Below are 19,991 nucleotides of genomic sequence, written 5' to 3' on the forward strand. Positions count from 1 at the left end.
TAAGCCCGTTTTAGGGGAGGGATATCTTAGGAAGCGCGTACGTTCATTAATCTTTTATACTGTTGACTCAATACGTCCAAGTTTTTCTCTAATCTTTTTCTTTCTACTTCTTTGTCCGCCTGATTCTCGAATTCCAATCCCAGATACAAATACCCTTTTTCGTCCTTATTCCACCAACGAATCGTAGCGGTGACCGGAAGCGGTTTTTGGCGTTTGAAAAGGATATCCAATTCGAGCTTTTGTCTTTTGGGCAAAGTTTCGATCAATTTCTTTTCCTGAATTCTGAGGCACATACCTGTGCGTGAAATATCCATGATTTTGTACGAAGCCGTGGTTCGAAACGTATTCCAGCTTCTTATAATATCCACGATTTCTTCCGCAATGGATCTTAGCTCCTGCAAATCATTGATATCGATTTTACGATCGGAATTTTTAATCCAAACGGCTCCCAAGGGAACGGGCTCATTACGATGATCTTTATAGATTATCGGAAGAATTAATTCGGATTTAATGCCGTCGTCCTTGTATTTCTGCATGATCACCTGAAGATGATTGTTCACTTCTCCTTCGAAATTCAGTAGAGACGGATCCTTGTATCGAAAACTTTCGATCTCAGCAGTGTCTTGGACGAAAAGGGCCTTCATCGTTTTTCTGACGATTTCTAATTTTGCATCCTGATGCGGTTTGAAGACTTCGACTTTTACGTGTTCGAATCGACCGTTTTGTAACCGTTCCTGGTATTTCGCGAAGATATCGTTGACTATATTCGGAATTTTAAACTGCTTGGTATCCTCGAATGATTTGTACGTAAGAATATTGCTGGCAAATCCGACCTCGATCGGTACAGGTATTCTCTCTTCTCTTCTGGCCGTAGTCGCGATACCCAAGCCTATCAGCTTGAATAAGTAATTATACTCGCTCGCCTCTCCTTCGTATACGCAATCCAATTGAACGTATTTCGAGAATGCCTTGAAAAAGGATAAAGGGTTTCCTTTTGTTAGGTTAATACCCGTGGGAATGTTAACGAGAATTTTATCCTCATTCTCGAAGCAAGCCGTAATTACCGCTTCGAAAAAGAAGGGCGCTCTCTTAATGTACAGATTTTGATTTAAAAGATAGGTATTGATTGCTTGGAATCTTTGCTCGCGATCCGGGAGAAAATTTAAATCTCGATGATCAATCTGTTGGTGGTCCATTTTCTATAACTTTAGTGATAAATTTAAAGAGTGATTCGCTTCGATTTTTTACTTAAGCTAGATAGACGAGATACAGTATCGAATTCAGACATTCGGGAGTTTGATATTAAGCAATCGTCGTTCTTCTTTTTAATAAAAATGAAAGAACTGTCGGAAAAGCGGATTTTCTTCTCGGGAATCGAACGCGAATACGCTTATAGTTTCGATCCGCTGAATTCTAAAATTTTGGATTGCACTTTAGGGTCGTTTAATAATTCGGAATGACCTAGTTCGGATTCGAAGAGCTCGTACGGAAACCCGTCGGGAGGTAACGCACTTTCCGCCGTAACTCTACCGTCTCCGTTTACCCTTTTGGAAGCGCGAAAATCCCAATTCCATCCTCGCGCGTCTTTGGAGCCGGATAAAACCCGCAATGTAGGACGATTCGCGGCCCTAATTACGAGAGCCGGAGGATACTTTGTTCCTTTTTTAGGAGACAAGGAATCCCGAAACGACTTCGCCTTATCCAAACGGGTTTGAAACTCGGTTACGCTAGGCGTAGGATTACAGGATGCGGTTTTACTAAAAGCTCCCAGCTCATGTTCTTTCCAAAACGAGGCTTCGAAGAAGCGGGTCGGAAGAAATTCTCCATTCTTATTTTGTAAAACGTCCTTAGTATCGAATGAGGATTCGCGCGGAAAGAAAGTGTACACACTGATAAACGAAGACGCGACACAGGGTCCCATAATTTTTCCGTTTAGTCCGGTAGATTGATCTAACGTTAAATCTTCCATAAATCCGATTCCGGAGCGAAAGGGGGCACCTACGAATACTGCCTTGGCGATCAAATTAGGGCGTCGGTTTAAAACGCTTAGAGTGAGGGTGCCTCCGTTACTATGTCCGATAACAACGGGAGATTTACCGTCATTGCTTTTCTTAATTCGGGTTAGAAAGAGCTCGAGTTGGGTGGATGTATCTCCGTTGTCTTTTCTCCAATCATAAGGGAAAACATAGGGAATCCAACGCTTTTCGGAGATCATTCGATCCAGCCAGGGCGCGTAAACTTTTACATCCAACAAGACCGGTATTGCCGTAACGGAACGTAAGACGTCGCCCGGTTGAATTTCATCGCTTTCGCGCAGCATAAGATCGGGCGAAGAGAGCGCTAGAGCCTGTGCGGGACTTAACCAAACTTTTCCTTTCGAAGAAATTAATTCCGAGCCTTTATATCCGGGGACGAAAACGATCGGAGTCGAATCCGGTAAAATAAGCTCGGTAGGTTTCAGGAGTCTAGGACCGTGATTTTTTTCTCCTCCTGAACAGGTTAATAGTGGAAAAGAGAATAAAAGTAGGGACAATAAAACGCGATTCGCATTTGCCATGAGGGTTAGACTCTCATTAAGACAAAAGATTGTCGAATCGATTTTTAAGAAGATTATTATCGCCGTTCCCGATCTTCGAAAACGGGAAAAATAAGCTGGATACGGACCGAGCGAATGATAGAGTAAGTTACAAGTTCTCCAGGACTCATATCGGACTATTTACGTGGACCGGGAATTAAAGATATTTTACCGCGCAATTTTTGAACAGTCGCCGACAGGTTTTGTTATCTTGAATCGCGAAGGTAAAATCGTGGATGTGAACGATGCAACTCTTCAAATTCTCAAAGCGTCAAGGACGGATTTAATAGGCGTTTCTTTCTTAGGTTTAAAAGATAAGAATATGATCGCCATCCTGGAGAAATCGCTTTCCGGGGAAACGCAACAATACGAAGGCCCGTATTTCACTTCCGTTTCCAAAATGACCATCCAGATCGCATTAAGAGCCGCTCCGATCTTCGACGATTTCGATCACATAAACGGAGTGGTCTTAACTTTCGAAGATATTACAAAAAGAAAAAATACCGAAAAGAAACTCGCTAGAAATCTATCTAAAAGGATAGAGATGCAGAGAGCTCTTAGGGAAAAAGAGCTGAAATTCAGGGCATTATTCGAGGCCGCGGGGGATGCAATTTTTCTAATGGATGAAAGATTCTTTCTGGAATGTAATCGAAAGACGGAAGAAATTTTCGGATGTAAAAAAGAGGATATTATCGGACATTCTCCCGTCGACTTTTCTCCGGAATTTCAACCTGACGGAACCCTTTCCTTGGAAAAGGCGGCTTACAAGATCAGTTTAGCGTTCGGCGGCAAGCCCCAGACTTTCGAATGGCTTCATTGTAAGAAGGATCGAACGAATTTCGATGCAGAAGTGACTCTTAACTCCGTGACAGTGGGCGGTAAGCATTTATTGCAAGCCATCGTGAGGGATATATCGGAGAGGAAGAAGTCCGAAGAGCAAATTCGGGCGCTTAACGAAGAATTGGAAGTGAAGGTTTTACTCAGAACCGAGCAACTGAACGCAAGCAATCATTATCTCGAACGAACGAATATAAACTTACGATCCGCGCTTTCGGAATTAAAATCGACTCAGGCGCAATTGGTCCAGTCGGAAAAAATGGCGGTCCTAGGGCAATTGATCGCGGGCATCGCTCATGAAATAAATACGCCGTTAGGAGCGATCATATCCTCCAACGAAGGTATTCAAAGCGTTTTTCGGGAGGGATGGGAATCGTTTCTTGCGGAATATTCCCGATTCGACGAAATCGAAAAAAAACTTTGGAGAAATTTATTTTCAAAGGGAAGTATACTTCCCGAATTTTACGACTCCATCGAGGAAAGAAGAAAGCGTAAAGCGATCCGTGATCGGTTAAAAGCCTCGGGGTTTTCCAAAACCGATTCGTTATCCGATAATCTAGCGGAACTCGGTATTCATCTGGAAGACTTGCCGGAACTCGTTAAGGACGTTTCTAAGGAGCGGTTTCATTTCGTAGTGGAAAATGCGGTGCATTTGTCCGGTATTTTCCGGCAAAGTAACGTTATTCGAGAGGCTGCGCACAAGGCTTCGCAGGTAATCCGTGCGCTGAAAACTTACGTATATCAGGATCATGCGGGTGTCTCGGAAGTTAACGTTCCGGAGCAGCTCGATCTAGTTCTTACACTATATTATAATAAACTAAAAAATGGGGTGGAGATCGTCCGAAGATTTTCGGAACCTTCTTTGGCTTACGGGCAAGCCGATCAACTGACGCAGGTATGGGCTAACCTGATCAATAATGCCTTCCAAGCGATTTCTTATAAGGGTCGGTTGGAACTCGAAACTCAAAAAGAAGGAAATTATTTGAACGTTTTAATTACCGACAACGGTCCCGGCATTCCGCCGGAAATACGCGATAAAATTTTCGAACCTTTCTTTACCACTAAGGCAAAGGGAGAGGGGAGCGGTCTCGGACTCGATATCTGTAGGAAGATTGTTGAAAGCCATAAAGGTAGGATAGAAGTGGAATCGACGGTCGGTAGAACTACGTTTAAGGTAATCTTACCGTCCCGCCCTAAATGATGAATTTTTATAGACGCTTTCTCGAATACAGGTACGCTATTGTGCGATTAAGAGGTTGATTCTTTGAAGACTATCATTGTAAGAGTGCTGTTGTTCGGCTTTTTGGTTTGGTTGATTCCGTTCGTTACGGCTTTCGGGTTTTACAGTCCTGACGGCAAGCTTCAGGCGGACATTTTCCTGTTTAAGACGGTGATGATTTTAGTCGGAAACGCGACGGGTTGCTATTTCTTATTTTTACTTTCGAAACGCGTCGCTCTTCCCGCATTCGGAACCTTCGTGATCATCGGAGTCATTTGGTTATTGGAAAATTTAGGATTGGACATGCTGATTCTTATTCCGATGTCTAAAATGAATTTAGGCGATTATTTTATTCAAATCGGACTTCGGTATTTCGTAATTCTCTTTGTTTCCGCTACGGTCGGGGCTGCGATCGACTCTTCTAAACGATAAAATTCGAATTCGCTTATTTGATGAATAAGCGAAGCGAAATTCGGTATGGTCCGGGAATGTCGCTTACTCTGCGGTATTCGACTATCCGACGTGTAGTCGTTTTTTGCATAAACGAATATCACGCGGATCTCGATCGTAGCGAAGGGCCTATCGAATTTATTTTTTGACCGGAATATCCTTGCCTTTGACAAAGCCCGGGCGTGCGCCTAATTTCTCCAACCAGTCCTTTATTTTAGGAAACTCATCGATGGAAATCTCGGCCCAAGAGTGCCCCGCAACCCAGGGCCAGGTCGCGATGTCTGCGATCGATATTTCCGTCCCGGCCAGAAATTCCGACTCGTGCAAACGGCGCTCCAACACCGCATATAGCCGCTTTGTCTCATTTTGGTATCTTTGGATCGCAAACGGAATTTTTTCCGGTGCCGATCTTAGAAAGAAATTGGCCTGACCTTGCATGGGACCGATGCCTCCCATCTGAAACATCAACCATTGTATAGCCACCGACCTTTCTTTCGGATCCTTGGACAGGAACTTCCCCGTCTTTTCGGCAAGATAAATAAGTATCGCTCCGGATTCGAAAACTACAAAATCACCGTTATCACGATCGACAATCGTAGGAATTCTTCCGTTTGGATTCATTTTTAAATACCATTCTTCCTTTTGCTCCAATTGGTTCAGGTCGATGGGATGAATCTCGTATGGAAGTCCTATTTCTTCCAGCATTATGGAAACTTTTCGTCCATTCGGCGTGGAAGCCGTATATAGATCGATCAATGGCATTCTCCTTTATATTGCATTAGACTCGATTCGGAGTCGGTCAATCGGTAAAAGGCGACTCCTCCTTCACTCGTTTCGGACCCGCGTTTTCAAACTAGATACCTATCAGAACCGAATAAACTATGTGTCCGGAGAGCGCAAGCATCACGGCGATTCCTAGATCGTAAGCCAGATGTCGTCAAGGTTGTCTTTGCTTTAGGTACGCGATTGAATGCGCAATTCTGGAAAAAACGAAGAGAGATGCGTAGATGGCGCTGCCTTTTTTTGATTCTTTTAACGAAAACAATTAAACGTTTTCGGACAGTTGTCCTTGTTGCTTTGCCTTTTCTTTCCGTAACCGTTTTCGGATTTCCTTACCTCGCTTCTGATTTTCCTCTAAAACTTTCGCTATAGTTTCAACGGGAAACACCGTGCCTTGGAACATTCTGGCGAAGACTTTCTCGGGCATATCATACCAACGAGCTTTGGAAGAAAGTAGAAGTTCGCCGGTTTTCTTAAGATGTACCGTTCCTTTCGTGTATAGCCTTCTTCTACGAACCATCGTAACCCAACAGCGGACTTCTATCTCCGCGCCTAACGGACAGGCTTTAAGATATCGCATGTACAATTGATCGGTCATTACGAAATGACCTAGATGAAAGCAAAGAACTCCTTGCGCTTCGTCCATTAGCGTCGCGAGTGCGCCTCCGTGCGTATAACCCGGCGCGCCTTCGAATCCTTTTTCCATAACGAAACTGAATCGGACTTCGCCGGTCGATTCGTGGAAAGGAAAACTCGCATGCAAACCTTTCGGGTTTTCGGGACCGCAACCGAAACAGTTTTTATGATGCCAATCTTGGCCGTTTTGACTGGCTTTGATTTGTCGATAGAGTTGGTCTTCTAACATGAAAGGGGCTCCGTTTTGCGGAAAGCGCGGATTGATACCATGGAAAAACGAGTCCGAACATGGACAAGGAGTAAATCGCTTCCGTTTAAATCATGCAACCTAACGAACAGTGATAAGTCTTATTAAAACGTCGGATCGAAAATATCGCCGGAACGGTTTCGACGCCAAACGATTTGCATGTTCTTCCTCGTTGCGAATGATAATCCCTTGACCTAGCGCTTTGCTCTTCTATTCTACGTAGCGTCCTACTTGGAGTTTGAAATGAAAGCCGCAGTCTTAGAATCCGGAAAAAGATCCTTAGAAATCAAGGAAGTTTCAGTTCCGCCGATGGAACCTACGCTCGTCAAAGTGAAAATCAGAGCTTGCGGGATCTGCGGTTCGGATATACATTTGGTCCTACATGGAACGTTAAAGTGCAGTCACTATCCCCAAATTCCGGGACATGAAGCCTCCGGTGTCGTGGAAGAAGTCGGAGAGAGCGTTACTAAATTCAAAAAAGGTGATAGAGTTGTGATCGCCGCCGGTACGAGTTGCGGACAATGCGCTCATTGTCTGAACGGTCGCGAGAATCTCTGCAGGAATCTAGGCGTTTTCGGTTTCGATCGGGCCGGAAGCTTTGCGGAATACAACGTCGTGGAAGAAAGATATCTTTATCATTTGCCCGATGCGATTCCGTTCGAGCAAGGAGCGATTCTTGCCGACGCGGTCTCCACTCCGTACAATGCCATAAAGTTTCGCGGTCAGATCAAGGACGGAGATACCGTTGCCATTTTCGGTTGCGGGGGATTGGGAATTCACGCAGTAGCGATCGCTCGCGCTCTTACCGGCGGAAATGTGATCGCGCTGGATGTGGATCAAGGTGCGCTTAACAATGCTCTTGCTTACGGGGCAAACGAGGCGATAAATCTACGCGAAGTCAAAAATGCGGGTAAGACCTTAAAGGAAATCACTAAAGGTGTGGATCTATTGGCCGATTTTTCGGGGAGATATTCGAATATCCAAGAATCTCTTCGGGCGATGAATTCGGGTGGACGAATGGTCTTAGTCGGAATCGGAAGAGATCCCTTAACTTTCGCGATTCCATTTTCCATCATCGAAAAACAAATCACGATCGCAGGTTCGTACGGATCGGATCGCAGAGCGATTCCCGAACTGATCGATTTGTATACGCAAGGCAAACTAAATTTGACCAAGTCCATCACCGATGTTCGCAAGTTGGACGATATCAACGAAGGACTCCGCGATTTGGAAGATCGCAAAGGAAATCCGATACGCTTTATCATTTCCCCATGAATCTGCTTTTTTCCCGGGAGAGTTTTTTCGACTTATTTTGAAGAATTGTGTTTTCCCGGAAACGCATCGATAGGAATCGTTACGTATTCAGAACGGAAAACAGGATGAGAATCTTCCTAGAATTTAAGAATTACCTTTTAACCCTCCGGACCTTTTGGTTTTTTTGGGGAATTAGGGTGGTTCTTTCCATCTACATAAGTTACACTTCGTTTATCATTTTTAGTTCTCTTTTAAACGGCGAAGGAGTCGATCGCTCGAATTTCCTATTTTCATTGGCTCAAACCGTTCAATTATTCGTTTTAATCGGGACTTTTTTTTTGATTCGAAGGGATATGGATTCGGAAAATCCCGTTACTAAGAAAGAGTTCTTTCTGTTTCTCCTTCGCGTATTGGGTCTCATACTTGCACTCGTCTTATGCTTCGTTATTTTTTCCTTCGTACTTTCCCTATTCGGTATCGGTGCGTCTAAGGATGCTCCTGACGAGCCGGCGGGAAAAAGCTCGACGATTCAATCGATTCGGGCTTTTTCGATCATGGTCGTCGCGATTCCGATTATTACGTTTTTATTTTCCGTGCAGGTCGGCTCTTTAAAAGTTTTTCCTGGCTGGAGGAACTTACGCAGCGTGATTAAGGATCGTGAATTCCTGCTCAGTTGGTTACTTACGTTGATAGTCAGCTTGGGGTCGTACGTTTTATCCTTCGCTCTTGCGGGAATTCCGGATGTCTCGGAGTTGGAAACGGTTTATAAACATAGCCGGACAGCCGTCATCGTCTACTCAATCCCGGCGCTATTCTACGAATTCCTTTACGCTCTCCCCGTATTCGCTTATCTTCGAAGCATGAATCGAAAGCGGGCGGAATCGAAACCATGATCGAGGCTTTTGCATAAATGCTTAAACAATATTTTCAGTATATTACGAACCTTCGAAAAGTAAGAAACATCATAACCATTCGATCGTTATTATTAATTTCATCCATGTATATTCAGCCGATGCTGCAAGGTGGGAACGCCCTGGCGGCATTAGCTCTTGCGGCGATTTTCGTCGGACTAATCGGAACCTACGCGGCAAACGGATATGAAATTCGTGCGAACATGGAGTCGAATAGGCCGATAACGTTAGGAAGCTATCTGAAGTTTTTTTTCCTGATGCTCGTGTTTAGCGCGGTTGTCGTCCTGATCGTCGATTTTGCGGCAAGTCCGTTCGTCGGTCCGCAATTAAAACCGTACTTGGAGAGTTATATTAAGGATCCTAAAACTCCGTTGCCTCCCGAATTGGAAAGGTTATACATTCTGCTTCCGTTCGCGATAGGCTTGATTTTGTTCACTCTAGTTCCGGTGCTGATCGCAAAAATAAGCGTTGTTCAGGGAATTTTATTCTTCGGAAAATATTTGCGTAGAGCTGATTATATCCAAATTGCTTGGACATCCTACTTGGTATTTTTCGTACCTTTCTTCGTACTGTACATTCTATCCTCTTTTCCGAATTTCCTATCATCCTTCTTCGGGTTGCTTTTGGTCCTTATCGTTATCTTTCTCTCCCTAACCTGGGACCTTATATTACATTTTCCGGTTTTTTATATCGTAAGAAAAATCGAAGCCTCCGCAGATACAGATCATGCTCCGGACGGTCCGTCGGAATCCGAATAAGCGGAATTTAGGCTTTTAGGAAACTCATCGTTTCCTTTAAATTTTTTGCTATATTCAATAAACTTGAAGCATTGCCGGCAATTTCCTCGGAATTTGCCGCGCTGCTTTGGATCGTGATCGAAATGTTCGAAACCGCATTTGCCGTCTCGACGATCGCTATCTTTTGCTCTTTCACGGAAATTCGTATCTCGGCGGATTTGGAATCGACTCGATCCACCCCGTCGCGGATAGTCTCCTTCTTTTCCTGCTGGGATTTCATTATCCCGACGATATTGTCCGATGATTCTTTCACGAATTTCAACCCTTCCATGATTCCGATGTAAACTTTGGCCGAGTTTTCTACGAATCCCTTTCCCGATTCTATCTCCTCGTTACTGGTTCTAATTAGCTCTTCGATCGTTTTCGTACTCTCGTCGGTCTGTTCCGCTAAACGGGTAATTTCAGAGGCTACGACTGCAAACCCTCTTCCATGATCTCCGGCTCGAGCGGCCTCGATTGCGGCGTTCAAAGCCAATAGATTTACTTTTTCGGAGATCTCCTTGATAATTGCGGTTATTGATCTCATTTCCACGGAGCTGCTTTCGATCTTTCCCATGCTGGTCGATAAATTTCCCATCGTGTTCCTACCGGCTTCCACCTTAGAATACATTTCCGAAATTCTCGACAAGGATTCCCTTACTCCGTCACCGACCTGATTGATAAGCGAATCTAGTTCCCTCATTTCTCCGGCAAAAGACGAAATCGAGGAATACTGCTCCTCAGCGTTCTTAGTTACCTGTTCCATGCCCGCACTTATCTCTTCCACGGAGGCCGAAATTTCCTCGACCGAAGCGGATTCGGACTGCGCATTTTCCGATAGATAATTGCTGGCTTTGGAAAGTTCTTCCGAAGCGGTTAAGATCGATTCGGAAAAGGAAAAAATAGTGGAAAGCATCGTTCTGACCTTCTTCTGAAATTCCCGAAAGGCGATTAAAAGTAAATGCAATTCGTCTTTGTTTCTGTCATCGTCTTTCACATCGATCGGTCGACTAAAATCGGCGTCTTTGATGGAAGTCGTTACGATTGTAAGTCCTCGCACGAGACGAATGGAGAAAGCAATTGAAGAAATTAGAATATATGCGATCGTCGCTATCGAAATCGTCAGGAACACCGCTAAGCTATATTCGTATTCCCGCTCCGCCTGCGCGTATATTCTTTCGGAGATGGTCAATTGGACTCGGATTAATTTATCGATCTTTTCGGTTACCGGATCGATTTTAGGATATAGCTTACGATCTGCAAATTCATCCAACGCCTTCTTATTTTCCAAGACAAAAATATTCCTAACCTCCGCGGTCGCCTCGTTTGCTTCCGAAAATAGCGGATTTAGTTCGTTTATAATCTCGACTTCTTCGGGGACCAAGCGAGTGGCTAGATACGCCTTCCATACTTCGGAAATTTCCTTTTTGGCTAGATCCAAAGTATCGATTCCCTTTTTATAACTGAAGGTTCCACTCCGGACTTTATGTACGCAATCCACGATGGAGATCGCATAATGATCGGAGATCGTCTTTAATTGTTTTAGGGGAACGATTCGATCGTCGTGGATCGTTTCGATATCTCTGATTCGCGAGGAGGAATTTATCAGAGATAGAGCTAGGATTATGATAATCGGGAAAAGAAGAGAGGAGAATAAAAGTGTAAGTTTGATTTTTAAACCTAAATTAGAATACCAAGTCATTTAAAGAACCCTCTCGGCCGAGATTTCGAACTAATCGACTAACGAATTCGTCAATAATCGACTATCGAATTTGCGACGAGTGGAGTATATTATAGTAACTCGAAGCTTCCCGCCAGAAATTTTTAGTAGGATTTAATTTATCTTCGCGTTCCTTGTCGATTGTTTAAGCGAAGTAGAATCGGAAGAATATAAGGGTTCCTGTTTTGGAAATTAATTATTCTATGGAGGTATTCTAAACCGATATCTTATTGAAAGAAGCGTAACCGAATTCGAATATGGAATCGAAGGCTTTAAACCTTACATCCGATATCGGTTTATGGAATTATGTGGAAACTTGGTGTTCCCATATTCGGTTTCTTTCGGAATTCCAAAATTGTAGCGATCGCTATACACTTGACATTCGCCGGTCTCCCGATAAAGTTAGGGAAGCGGCGCTTGTTCTATTTGGAACAATTGTTTTATAAAAAGGAGAAATGGGGATTATGTTCTTTTCAGCCAAACTAGACGAAAGCGATAAACGGAGCAAAGCGTATCGATTTTACTTACTTCTGTTTCTTCTATTCATTTCAGGGTCTTTATCGGCCGCTTTTTCTTTGCGGGAAATCCCGGACTCGATCGGACCGGATGGAAGAAATATATCCCGGCAATTTTTCCAATTTTTGAAAGTAGCGGCTCTTAAAAACAAATACGACGGTAGGGCGGTTGAATTTCACAAATATTTGGATCGATCCTTGGAAAGGTTCGAATTAAAAAATTTATATAATTCGGAGTTCATGCAAAAAGAAAATGGAACTCATTTTGTGACCTATAAAGGAAGGTTCGCGCAAGACGGTTATCGAGTGAGCTTGGAGCCGATTCGGATGAAAGAGGTTCCCGTTGCCCAGTTCGGAGATTTTTCCGCAGAGTTCGCAATGAAGCACAACTCAAGTCCTAACTTTGGAGGGAATTCCTATTCGGGAAATTTGGATATCCTGACTCATCTCGGTCCGTTTACTCATAAGCATGGGATCAATGCGATGGATTCCGGACTAAAGTTTTTGGATGGGCACAATCTAGGTGCTATCAACGCTCCTGCCACCGGATTCTTTCGAAAGATAAAAGATCCCGAAGCGAGGAAGGCCCTGGACGATTTTGCGGCTTCTTTCCCGGCACTTGCAAAATTTATGAACTACTATTTCGGTTTAAATTCTCTCGTCAAGGTCGGTAAAGACGGAAAAATCCACGGACTCACGGAGTTTTCCTTCGAAGGAAATATCGAACAAACACTGACGCACGATTTCACGGATCTGGGGGAATATTTAGACGATATTAAATATTTAGGATGGATTAAGGCGAAGCTTACTAATCTCCAAGGCAAAACTCTATTCGAATTTGCCATCGAATCCAAGAAGGCCGAGATGAAAATGCGCTTCTTCACTAAGGATGGAAAAGTTATTCCTTTCGATAATAAGGGTAATTTTTATCCTCAGGATTCTTTCTCTTTGGCCTCTCTAACCGAATTTCCGTTTCTTGTCAAGGCTTCCCTCGAGGCGAATTTATACGGCCTTTTATTAGAGAACGATGATATTCAACTCTTGGGAAGGTTTTCCAATACCGCGAATTCGGGCGTGCTGAATCTAAAGCTAACCAAGATAGAAAAATTCGAAGTTAGCGGGGCATTCGCTTATCTGGCTCCGAGCTGGGCGATCAATCTTTTCATTCCGGGAAATTTGCAATCCATCATTCATGAGTTTACCGAGACGTTGGTAAAGGCTAACGGAGGGAAGGGATCTTACTTTGTGCTGCGATGGGATCGGGAAAATTCCAGAACGCTAATGAGAACTCATATCGAAAGCGAGTTTCTGGATAATTTCTTTATTCGCTTCGGCTTGAAAATTTGGAACCATAAAGTTCTCCCGGACGAAGACGCCCGCGACGATATCCGAAAGGTTTTCGGAAAAATAATGGATTTAGTCATTCTGTCGATTTGAAATTCCGAAAGGTCCGACAAAGATCGCGTCGTGCTTCTCTCGGTCGTTTATCGTCGATTTCGAAAATAGGCTTTAAAGTGCGGGCATCTCTTTCTTAGATCGGAGGAGATGCCGTTCTTTTCCTTTCTTTATAATCCTAGTCCTGCAAAGCCGCCGCAAGCAGTGTATAAATTCCGCGATAGACCGTACGATTGATCCGAAGTTACCTGTCCGAGATTTCTTTCCACCGTATTATTGACCAAATTCGTCGAGACGCAGGAGCCGCCGTTATCGCTGCATTCTACGTTAGCCGGCATCGACCCCGTCGCAAAATTGGTGAGCCAGGTGGTAAAGTCGCTACCTCCGCTCGAAAGCGTGAACATCGTATCGGAAGTGGTGATCGTATGAACGTCGCCTGGACCTAAATAGTAACGATAATTCGTTCTGGCCGCGGCAACCGTTTTCATTTTTGAAATGGCCTGTTTTGACCAATCGCAGGTCGTAAAGTCGGCCGAGCTAGAGGAAGTTCCGTCGGAAATGGACGTCCCGTCGCTGTCTCCGAATATCGCGGAGTAGGTTCTTCCCACGTCGTACGGATCCGCCGTTGTCGAATCCGAATAAGTGAGAGCGGCGCCGACTCCGTTGATTCGATTAATCTGGCTCATTACGTAATAGAAGAAGCGTTGGTTCGAATCGAAGATCGCCGCGTACTGCGCCAATCTATCGCCGCTATAAAACGCGGCGACTTTGGTAAAGTAGTCGTTCATCGATGCGTTGTTTGCCGCGTTCGAAGTATAGTCGGATTGAATTCCCGTAACCCAGGTCGGTAGATTCTGAGCGGCCTCCACTCCCCATTTAGAGGCCAGTTTAGGGAAGAAGGCGCCCGGCGTTCCCGACGCAGGCACGATCCCGTTGGACGCGTCGGATAGCATACTGACTTGCGCGCTCGCGTTGATTCCTTTGATCGTTTCTCGAACAACAGGATAATTTAATATAGCTCCGTAGCCGCCCGCACTTTGTCCCGTGACGAATACGGTTCGGACGTTCGTATAGTTTTGCTGGATGTACTTCAATACGGAAAGCACATTGTCGTAACCGTAATGATTGATGGTGGTATTGGTGCCGGTTAACGGATTCACATAGACAGTGTTTGCGTGGCCGATATGCAAGTCGCCGGTGCAATAGGGAATAAACACCACGTCGTAATTTTTAAACGGATTTGCCGCAGCAGTCTCATTCATAATTCCGCGAAACGCGAATTTTACGAACAAGTCCGGAACGGCATTCAACTGATTGAAATAGGTGGTCGTATTATTCCCGAAGCAATTGGATCCGTCCCAACAGGCTCCTCCGCCCATGAAATTGATTAAGAGCTTCGTATTATTATCTACGATTTTTTTGCGAAAGAAATCGAAAGTCGTGTTTCCCGGTACTCCCGAACAGGACGGGCTATATGCACGGTTGGTGTAACTTGCTCCCGCGATCGTGATCGTCCCTGCGGTCGGAGTGATTTTTTCGTACGGGTTATAAAGTGCGACTGCTAAAGCCAGCTCTACGATCTCCTTGTTTTTATCGTTTTTCGTTTTGCAACTTGCTACCGTTAGACAAATTGCCAATGCCCCGATGATGATTCTATCTATTTTCATGAGAGTAAACTCTTCCTACTCGTAATCTAATTATCTTTTTTAGAATTTAATCTAGACTTTTTATTTATTCGCTTTGCATAAGAGACTTATTTATGTTCTTCCAAGAGTATAAAAAAGTCAATCCGTTCCTTATGACGGGCTATGATATATAGCGATTGTTATAAAAAATGAATCCCGGGTCGATCAGGGTTTCAGAATTATTTTTCCCCTCGTGTGCAATTGCGAAATTCTTTCCTGAGCGAGTCCCGCGTTCTCCAGCGTAAAGATTTCACTTATATGTACCTTGAGTCTTCCTAAATCTGCCCATCTGGCAAGATCCGATAATTGTTTGGAATTAGGTTCTACGAAAACATAGGAAGTCTGAAAATTTCCGTTGGTAGGAAAATCATTAACGATGATGGAAACGAGATTGCCTCCGGGTTTAACGCAACCCAAACCTTGGGCGAATGTCTCGGCTCCCACGAAATCTAGAACGAGATCGGCTCCTTCCGGATGCGATCGGAGGAATGCGCTTCTAAAATCTGCGATAGAGTAATCGATAAATTCGTCCGCGCCGAGAGAGCGTAGATATTGTTCGTTTCTTCCGCTCGCTACTGCGACGGTATTGGCACCCGCGTTTTTTGCGAGCTGTAAGGCAAAGGATCCGACTCCACCGCTGGCGCCTAAAATCAGGACCAGGTCATTCTCGGAACAATCCGCCGCCTGAAATAAACATTGGAAGGCGGTCATTCCCGCTAGAGGAACTCCCGCCGCTTCTTCGTGAGTTAAAGATCGAGGCTTACGGGCTAAGTACGTTTCGGGAAGACTGATCAACTCCGCATACGATCCCATTTGAATCCAAGGTCTTCGGCAAAACGAAAATACCTCGTCGCCTATTTCGAACTCTCTGGCAGAATAGCCCCTGCCGATCACGATTCCCGAAAACTCCCATCCGGGAATAATCGGAAGAATATTCGGCATACGCGATTGAAATCTTCCTTCGCGAATCTTCCAATCGGAAGGATTCACTCCGGAAGCGATAATTTTAACCAGCACTTCCCCTTCCGCGGGGACCGGATCAGGAAGGTCCAAGTGCTGTAGAACCTCCGGTCCTCCAAAATTTCGAAATTGGATCGCTTTCATACTATTTTCTTAGACTAAAAGAATGGTTTAAGAATCTTGCACGCTGTGAGATTCTGGACAAGGCCGGAACGAACGAGTCGTCGCGCCGCCTAAAAAAAGGAGATAACTTGGAACCGATCGACGAATTGAATGAATTGGAAAGCCATATTGTTCCGGTAGATGCGATTTTACCTCCCGAACTTTTTCTGATTCCGATTAAATCCCGTCCAGTCTTTCCCGGAATCATCACCCCATTAATCGTTCCAGGCGGAAAGTTCAGCAAAGCCGTCGAAAATTCCCTAAGGGGGAACTCCTTCATAGGATTGGTTCTACTGATAGACGAGGAGCACGAAAAAAATACCGAAGAAAATATTTATGCCTACGGAGTCGTGGCTAAGATCCTGAAAAAAGTAAACCTTCCCGACGACGCAATTAATATCCTGATCAATACGGTACGAAGATTTAAAGTGGAGTCCTTCGTTTCCACCGAACCGCTTCTCGTCGCGAAGGTCTCCTATCCCGAAGAGGACCCGGGAGCTCCGAAAAATACGATCAAGGCCATGATGCGGACACTCCTGGTAATGACCCGAGAATTGGCTCAGAACAATCCCCTTTTTACGGAAGAGATGAAACTTACGATGCTGAACGTCAACGAGCCGGGAAAAATGGCCGACTTTGTATGCAGTATTTTGAATATAGAAAAAGCGGATTACCAATCCGTTATCGAAGCGATCAATCTAAAGGATCGGATCGAGAAAGTACTTCTGTTTTTGAGAAAAGAAATCGAGCTCGTCAGTTTGCAACGGGAAATCCAGGAAAATATCCAGGATAAGATCGATAAACAACAAAGACAATTTTTCCTAAGGGAACAACTAAAGGCGATCCAAACCGAATTAGGTCTTAAAGAGGATAAATACGAGAAGAAGTACGAGAAATTTCTGGAAAGATTAAAGGCGGTCCCTGCGGATCCGGAAGTGATCGAAGAAGTCGAACGGGAAATGGAAAAGTTTCTCTACACCGATCAGAATACGGCCGACTATAACGTAATTAGAAATTACTTGGATATTTTGGAGAGCCTTCCCTGGGAGCCGGCTCCTATGCGAGAGATCGACCTTGAAAAAGCCCGAAAGACGCTGGATAAGGATCATTATAAATTGGACGACGTCAAGGAACGTATATTAGAATTTCTTGCAGTAAAAAAATTGAAACCGACCGAGAGGGGATCCATACTCCTGTTCGTCGGCCCGCCGGGAGTCGGTAAAACATCCATTGCAAAATCGATCGCGGAAGCGATGGGTCGTAAATTCTTTCGCTTTTCCGTCGGTGGTATGAGGGACGAAGCGGAGATTAAGGGGCATCGTAGAACTTACATCGGGTCTATGCCCGGTAAAATCATCACTGCACTACGGATCACGAAGGAAAAAGATTCCGTGATTCTCTTGGATGAAATCGATAAACTAGGAGTGGGCATGCAAGGGGACCCGGCTTCCGCATTATTGGAAGTATTGGATCCGGAGCAAAACAAGAACTTCCGGGATCATTATCTGGATCTTCCTTTCGATCTTTCCTCGGTCTTTTTTATAGCGACGGCCAATACGTTGGATAGCATCAGTCGAATTCTGCTGGATCGTATGGAAGTCATAAATCTCTCCGGTTATATCACCGACGAAAAGGTGCAGATCTTTACCAGACATCTTTGGAAGAAGGTATTGGTGAAGAATGGACTCGAACCGTACGCCATCCAAATGGACAAAACCGCGGTCGTGACGATGATCGACCACTATTCTCGCGAATCCGGAGTGCGAGGTTTGGAAAAACAAACGGATAAGCTGGCCAGAAAGATCGCTTTGCAAATCGTAAAAGGTCAAAAATATCCAAAAACGATTCATTCGGCGGATATCGAATCTTTATTAGGAGTTCCTAAATACGTAGACGATAGAATGACCAAGCCTACCGTTCCAGGCACCGCGTTGGGACTGGCCTGGACCTCGGTGGGAGGTGCGACATTATTGATAGAAGCGGTATTCGTCAAAGGTAAAGGCGGTATCATGCTGACGGGTATGATCGGAAAATCGATGGAGGAATCTTCCAATATCGCCTTAAGCTTCATTAAGAATTTCTTAGGTTCCGAAGATCTCTTTACGGATAAAACGATTCACTTGCATGTTCCTGACGGAGCTACCCCTAAGGACGGTCCGAGTGCGGGTATCACGATGGCTACCGCTATCTTATCTCTTGCGATAGGAAAAAGAATTAAACTAGGATTCGGTATGACGGGAGAACTTACGTTAACCGGAGAAGTTTTAGCGATCGGAGGGCTGCGGGAAAAAGTCGTGGCTGCAAAGAGAGTCGGAGTGCATCGAATTATTTTTCCGAAAGACAATCAACCGCAATTGGATGAAATCCCGGATTATGTGAAGAAAGGGATGGAGTTCTTTCCCGTTTCGAAATTCGAGGACGTGGAGAAGTTAGTGTTTGATCCGAAAGTTTTAGCTCCTTATATGAACTCGAAAACGGTCGCCGCAAAGAAAACGAAAAAAAGTAAGCCGGTATCGGTAGTAAAACGAAACCGCAAGTAATGCAGTCTCAAAAGAATTGCTTTTTCCGCTATGGATCTAAAGCTGTTCGAAGGAGATCACATGGGCGTACCATTTATCGACATAAAGCGTTTTGAACCGGGGCTTCTTGATTCTTGGGAAGAAAAAGTCAAGACTCTCAGTAAAACCGCTTCTTTTATCGGTGGGGATGAAGTCTCGACCTTGGAAAAAAATTTAGCCGCGGCAACCGGAACAAAATTCTCCGTCGCATGCGCAAACGGAACGGACGCGTTGCAGTTGGCTTTGCGTGCGCTTGGGGTCGGAAAGGGAGATACTGTCCTCATTCCCGATTCTACGTTTTGGGCCACTTTCGAAGCCGTCGTCAATGTGGGTGCGAATCCCGCGACCGTTGATACGAATCCTGTCGATCTTCAAATGGATTTTGAAGAATTCAAAAAAGCCCTGGAAGAAGTAAAACCGAAAGCCGCGATCATCGTTCATCTTTACGGTTGGGGGAGCTCCCGCTTGGAGGATTTCCGGACGCTCTGCAAATCCAAAGGAATCCCTCTACTGGAAGACGGGGCTCAATGCTTCGGAGTTCGATACAAAGGGGGACCGATATACAAGGACGCCGTAATTAGTACGACATCTTTTTATCCTGCAAAAGTTTTGGGAGGCGCGGGGGATGGCGGAGCCGTCTTTACGAATAGCGAGGAACTCGGCGCAAAAGTTCGGATGTTGGCGAATCATGGAAGGACCTCGCATTACGGTTACGGCGACGTCGGTTGGAACTCACGCATGGATACTTTGCAGGCGGGTTTTCTGAATTTGAGCCTACCGTTCTTGGAGTCCCGCATCGAATCTAGGAGAAAGGCCGCGGATAAATATTACGAGGTCTTACCGGGATTAGGCGTAAACGTCATCCATCCTCCGAAGGACTTCTTTGAAAACGGTTATTGTAATGTGACTTTGTTCGATCCGTCCGAACGACCTAAAATTCAGGAAGTCTTAAAAACGAAAGGAATCGGTTTCGGAAATATTTATCCGGGCGCTATGAGTGATCAGGAAGGCGCTAAGCCGTATATTAAAGGCAGATTCGGAAAAGAGCATAGAACGGGGCGAATCTGCTCTTCCGTTCTGAATTTCCCTCTATTTCCGTATATGACCGATTCGGAACTAGAGGAAGTTTTTTCGGCGATCGGAGAATACAAAAAATAGATAATATCGATTCCGATATATCGATTTTATATCTTAATTTCCAAGATCGACCGCTAAGATCCCCGATAAGGGCTTAGCGGTTTTTTATTACCCGAACGGAATCCGATTTTAGATTCATTCTTTTGACATATTGTCAATAAATTTTTAAGTTCA

At 44.6% G+C, this 19,991-nt stretch carries 15 protein-coding genes; 8 read left to right on the top strand and 7 right to left on the bottom strand.

Translation table 11 applies throughout. The annotated features are described in order from the left end of the window. Nucleotides 1-26: 26 nt before the first annotated feature. On the bottom strand, nt 27-1,196 hold the full coding sequence (locus tag LEP1GSC047_RS02985) for a PilZ domain-containing protein (RefSeq protein ID WP_010413091.1): 1,170 nt from the start codon (nt 1,194-1,196) through the stop codon (nt 27-29). 194 nt (nt 1,197-1,390) lie between these two features. Then, nucleotides 1,391-2,557, bottom strand: a complete 1,167-nt coding sequence (locus LEP1GSC047_RS02990; protein ID WP_010413089.1) for an esterase/lipase family protein — start codon at nt 2,555-2,557, stop codon at nt 1,391-1,393. Nucleotides 2,558-2,720: 163 nt separating this feature from the next. Here LEP1GSC047_RS02990 and LEP1GSC047_RS02995 point away from each other — a divergent pair, with 163 nt between their 5' ends. Both LEP1GSC047_RS02995 and LEP1GSC047_RS03000 read left to right on the top strand, forming a co-directional pair. Then, nucleotides 2,721-4,613 (top strand): PAS domain-containing sensor histidine kinase, encoded by a 1,893-nt coding sequence (locus LEP1GSC047_RS02995; RefSeq protein ID WP_010413086.1) that lies wholly within the window; start codon nt 2,721-2,723, stop codon nt 4,611-4,613. Between the two features lie 63 nt (nt 4,614-4,676). Next, the gene (locus LEP1GSC047_RS03000; RefSeq protein WP_039933971.1) at nt 4,677-5,063 is read left to right on the top strand and encodes a hypothetical protein; all 387 of its coding nucleotides are present in this window, start codon (nt 4,677-4,679) and stop codon (nt 5,061-5,063) included. A gap of 156 nt (nt 5,064-5,219) precedes the next feature. On the opposite strand, the gene LEP1GSC047_RS03005 is transcribed toward LEP1GSC047_RS03000, so the two are convergent. Both LEP1GSC047_RS03005 and LEP1GSC047_RS03010 read right to left on the bottom strand, forming a co-directional pair. After that, nucleotides 5,220-5,837 (bottom strand): glutathione S-transferase family protein, encoded by a 618-nt coding sequence (locus LEP1GSC047_RS03005; protein ID WP_010413078.1) that lies wholly within the window; start codon nt 5,835-5,837, stop codon nt 5,220-5,222. A 289-nt stretch (nt 5,838-6,126) separates the two neighbouring features. Then, nucleotides 6,127-6,726 carry a PaaI family thioesterase gene (locus tag LEP1GSC047_RS03010; protein ID WP_010413076.1) on the bottom strand — a complete coding sequence of 200 codons (600 nt, stop codon included), beginning with the start codon at nt 6,724-6,726 and terminating at the stop codon, nt 6,127-6,129. Nucleotides 6,727-6,987: 261 nt separating this feature from the next. On the opposite strand from LEP1GSC047_RS03010, the gene LEP1GSC047_RS03015 reads away from it, so the two are divergent. The 3 genes from LEP1GSC047_RS03015 (at nt 6,988) to LEP1GSC047_RS03025 (ending at nt 9,667) form a co-directional block, all read left to right on the top strand. Next, the gene (locus LEP1GSC047_RS03015; RefSeq protein ID WP_010413074.1) at nt 6,988-8,019 is read left to right on the top strand and encodes a zinc-binding dehydrogenase; all 1,032 of its coding nucleotides are present in this window, start codon (nt 6,988-6,990) and stop codon (nt 8,017-8,019) included. Between the two features lie 104 nt (nt 8,020-8,123). Then, nucleotides 8,124-8,891, top strand: coding sequence for a hypothetical protein (locus tag LEP1GSC047_RS03020; RefSeq protein ID WP_010413072.1), 768 nt, complete (start codon nt 8,124-8,126; stop codon nt 8,889-8,891). Nucleotides 8,892-8,908: 17 nt separating this feature from the next. Continuing rightward, complete coding sequence (locus LEP1GSC047_RS03025; RefSeq protein WP_010413070.1) at nt 8,909-9,667, top strand: hypothetical protein; 759 nt, start codon at nt 8,909-8,911, stop codon at nt 9,665-9,667. 7 nt (nt 9,668-9,674) lie between these two features. Here LEP1GSC047_RS03025 and LEP1GSC047_RS03030 read toward each other — a convergent pair whose 3' ends face one another. Further along, nucleotides 9,675-11,387, bottom strand: a complete 1,713-nt coding sequence (locus tag LEP1GSC047_RS03030) for a methyl-accepting chemotaxis protein (protein ID WP_010413068.1) — start codon at nt 11,385-11,387, stop codon at nt 9,675-9,677. A 482-nt stretch (nt 11,388-11,869) separates the two neighbouring features. Here LEP1GSC047_RS03030 and LEP1GSC047_RS03040 point away from each other — a divergent pair, with 482 nt between their 5' ends. Beyond that, nucleotides 11,870-13,357 (top strand): hypothetical protein, encoded by a 1,488-nt coding sequence (locus LEP1GSC047_RS03040; protein WP_010413062.1) that lies wholly within the window; start codon nt 11,870-11,872, stop codon nt 13,355-13,357. A gap of 128 nt (nt 13,358-13,485) precedes the next feature. Here LEP1GSC047_RS03040 and LEP1GSC047_RS03045 read toward each other — a convergent pair whose 3' ends face one another. Further along, on the bottom strand, nt 13,486-14,982 hold the full coding sequence (locus LEP1GSC047_RS03045; protein ID WP_010413058.1) for a pectin acetylesterase-family hydrolase: 1,497 nt from the start codon (nt 14,980-14,982) through the stop codon (nt 13,486-13,488). Between the two features lie 183 nt (nt 14,983-15,165). Continuing rightward, nucleotides 15,166-16,104 carry an NADP-dependent oxidoreductase gene (locus LEP1GSC047_RS03050; protein WP_010413056.1) on the bottom strand — a complete coding sequence of 313 codons (939 nt, stop codon included), beginning with the start codon at nt 16,102-16,104 and terminating at the stop codon, nt 15,166-15,168. Nucleotides 16,105-16,211: 107 nt separating this feature from the next. On the opposite strand from LEP1GSC047_RS03050, the gene lon reads away from it, so the two are divergent. Both lon and LEP1GSC047_RS03060 read left to right on the top strand, forming a co-directional pair. After that, nucleotides 16,212-18,662, top strand: coding sequence for an endopeptidase La (gene lon, locus LEP1GSC047_RS03055; protein ID WP_010413053.1), 2,451 nt, complete (start codon nt 16,212-16,214; stop codon nt 18,660-18,662). Between the two features lie 60 nt (nt 18,663-18,722). Continuing rightward, entirely contained in the window at nt 18,723-19,838 is a 1,116-nt protein-coding gene (locus LEP1GSC047_RS03060) for a DegT/DnrJ/EryC1/StrS aminotransferase family protein (protein ID WP_010413050.1), read from the top strand. Nucleotides 19,839-19,991: the final 153 nt, after the last annotated feature.

Origin of the sequence: Leptospira inadai serovar Lyme str. 10, from assembly GCF_000243675.2 — a bacterium.
GTDB lineage: Bacteria > Spirochaetota > Leptospiria > Leptospirales > Leptospiraceae > Leptospira_B > Leptospira_B inadai.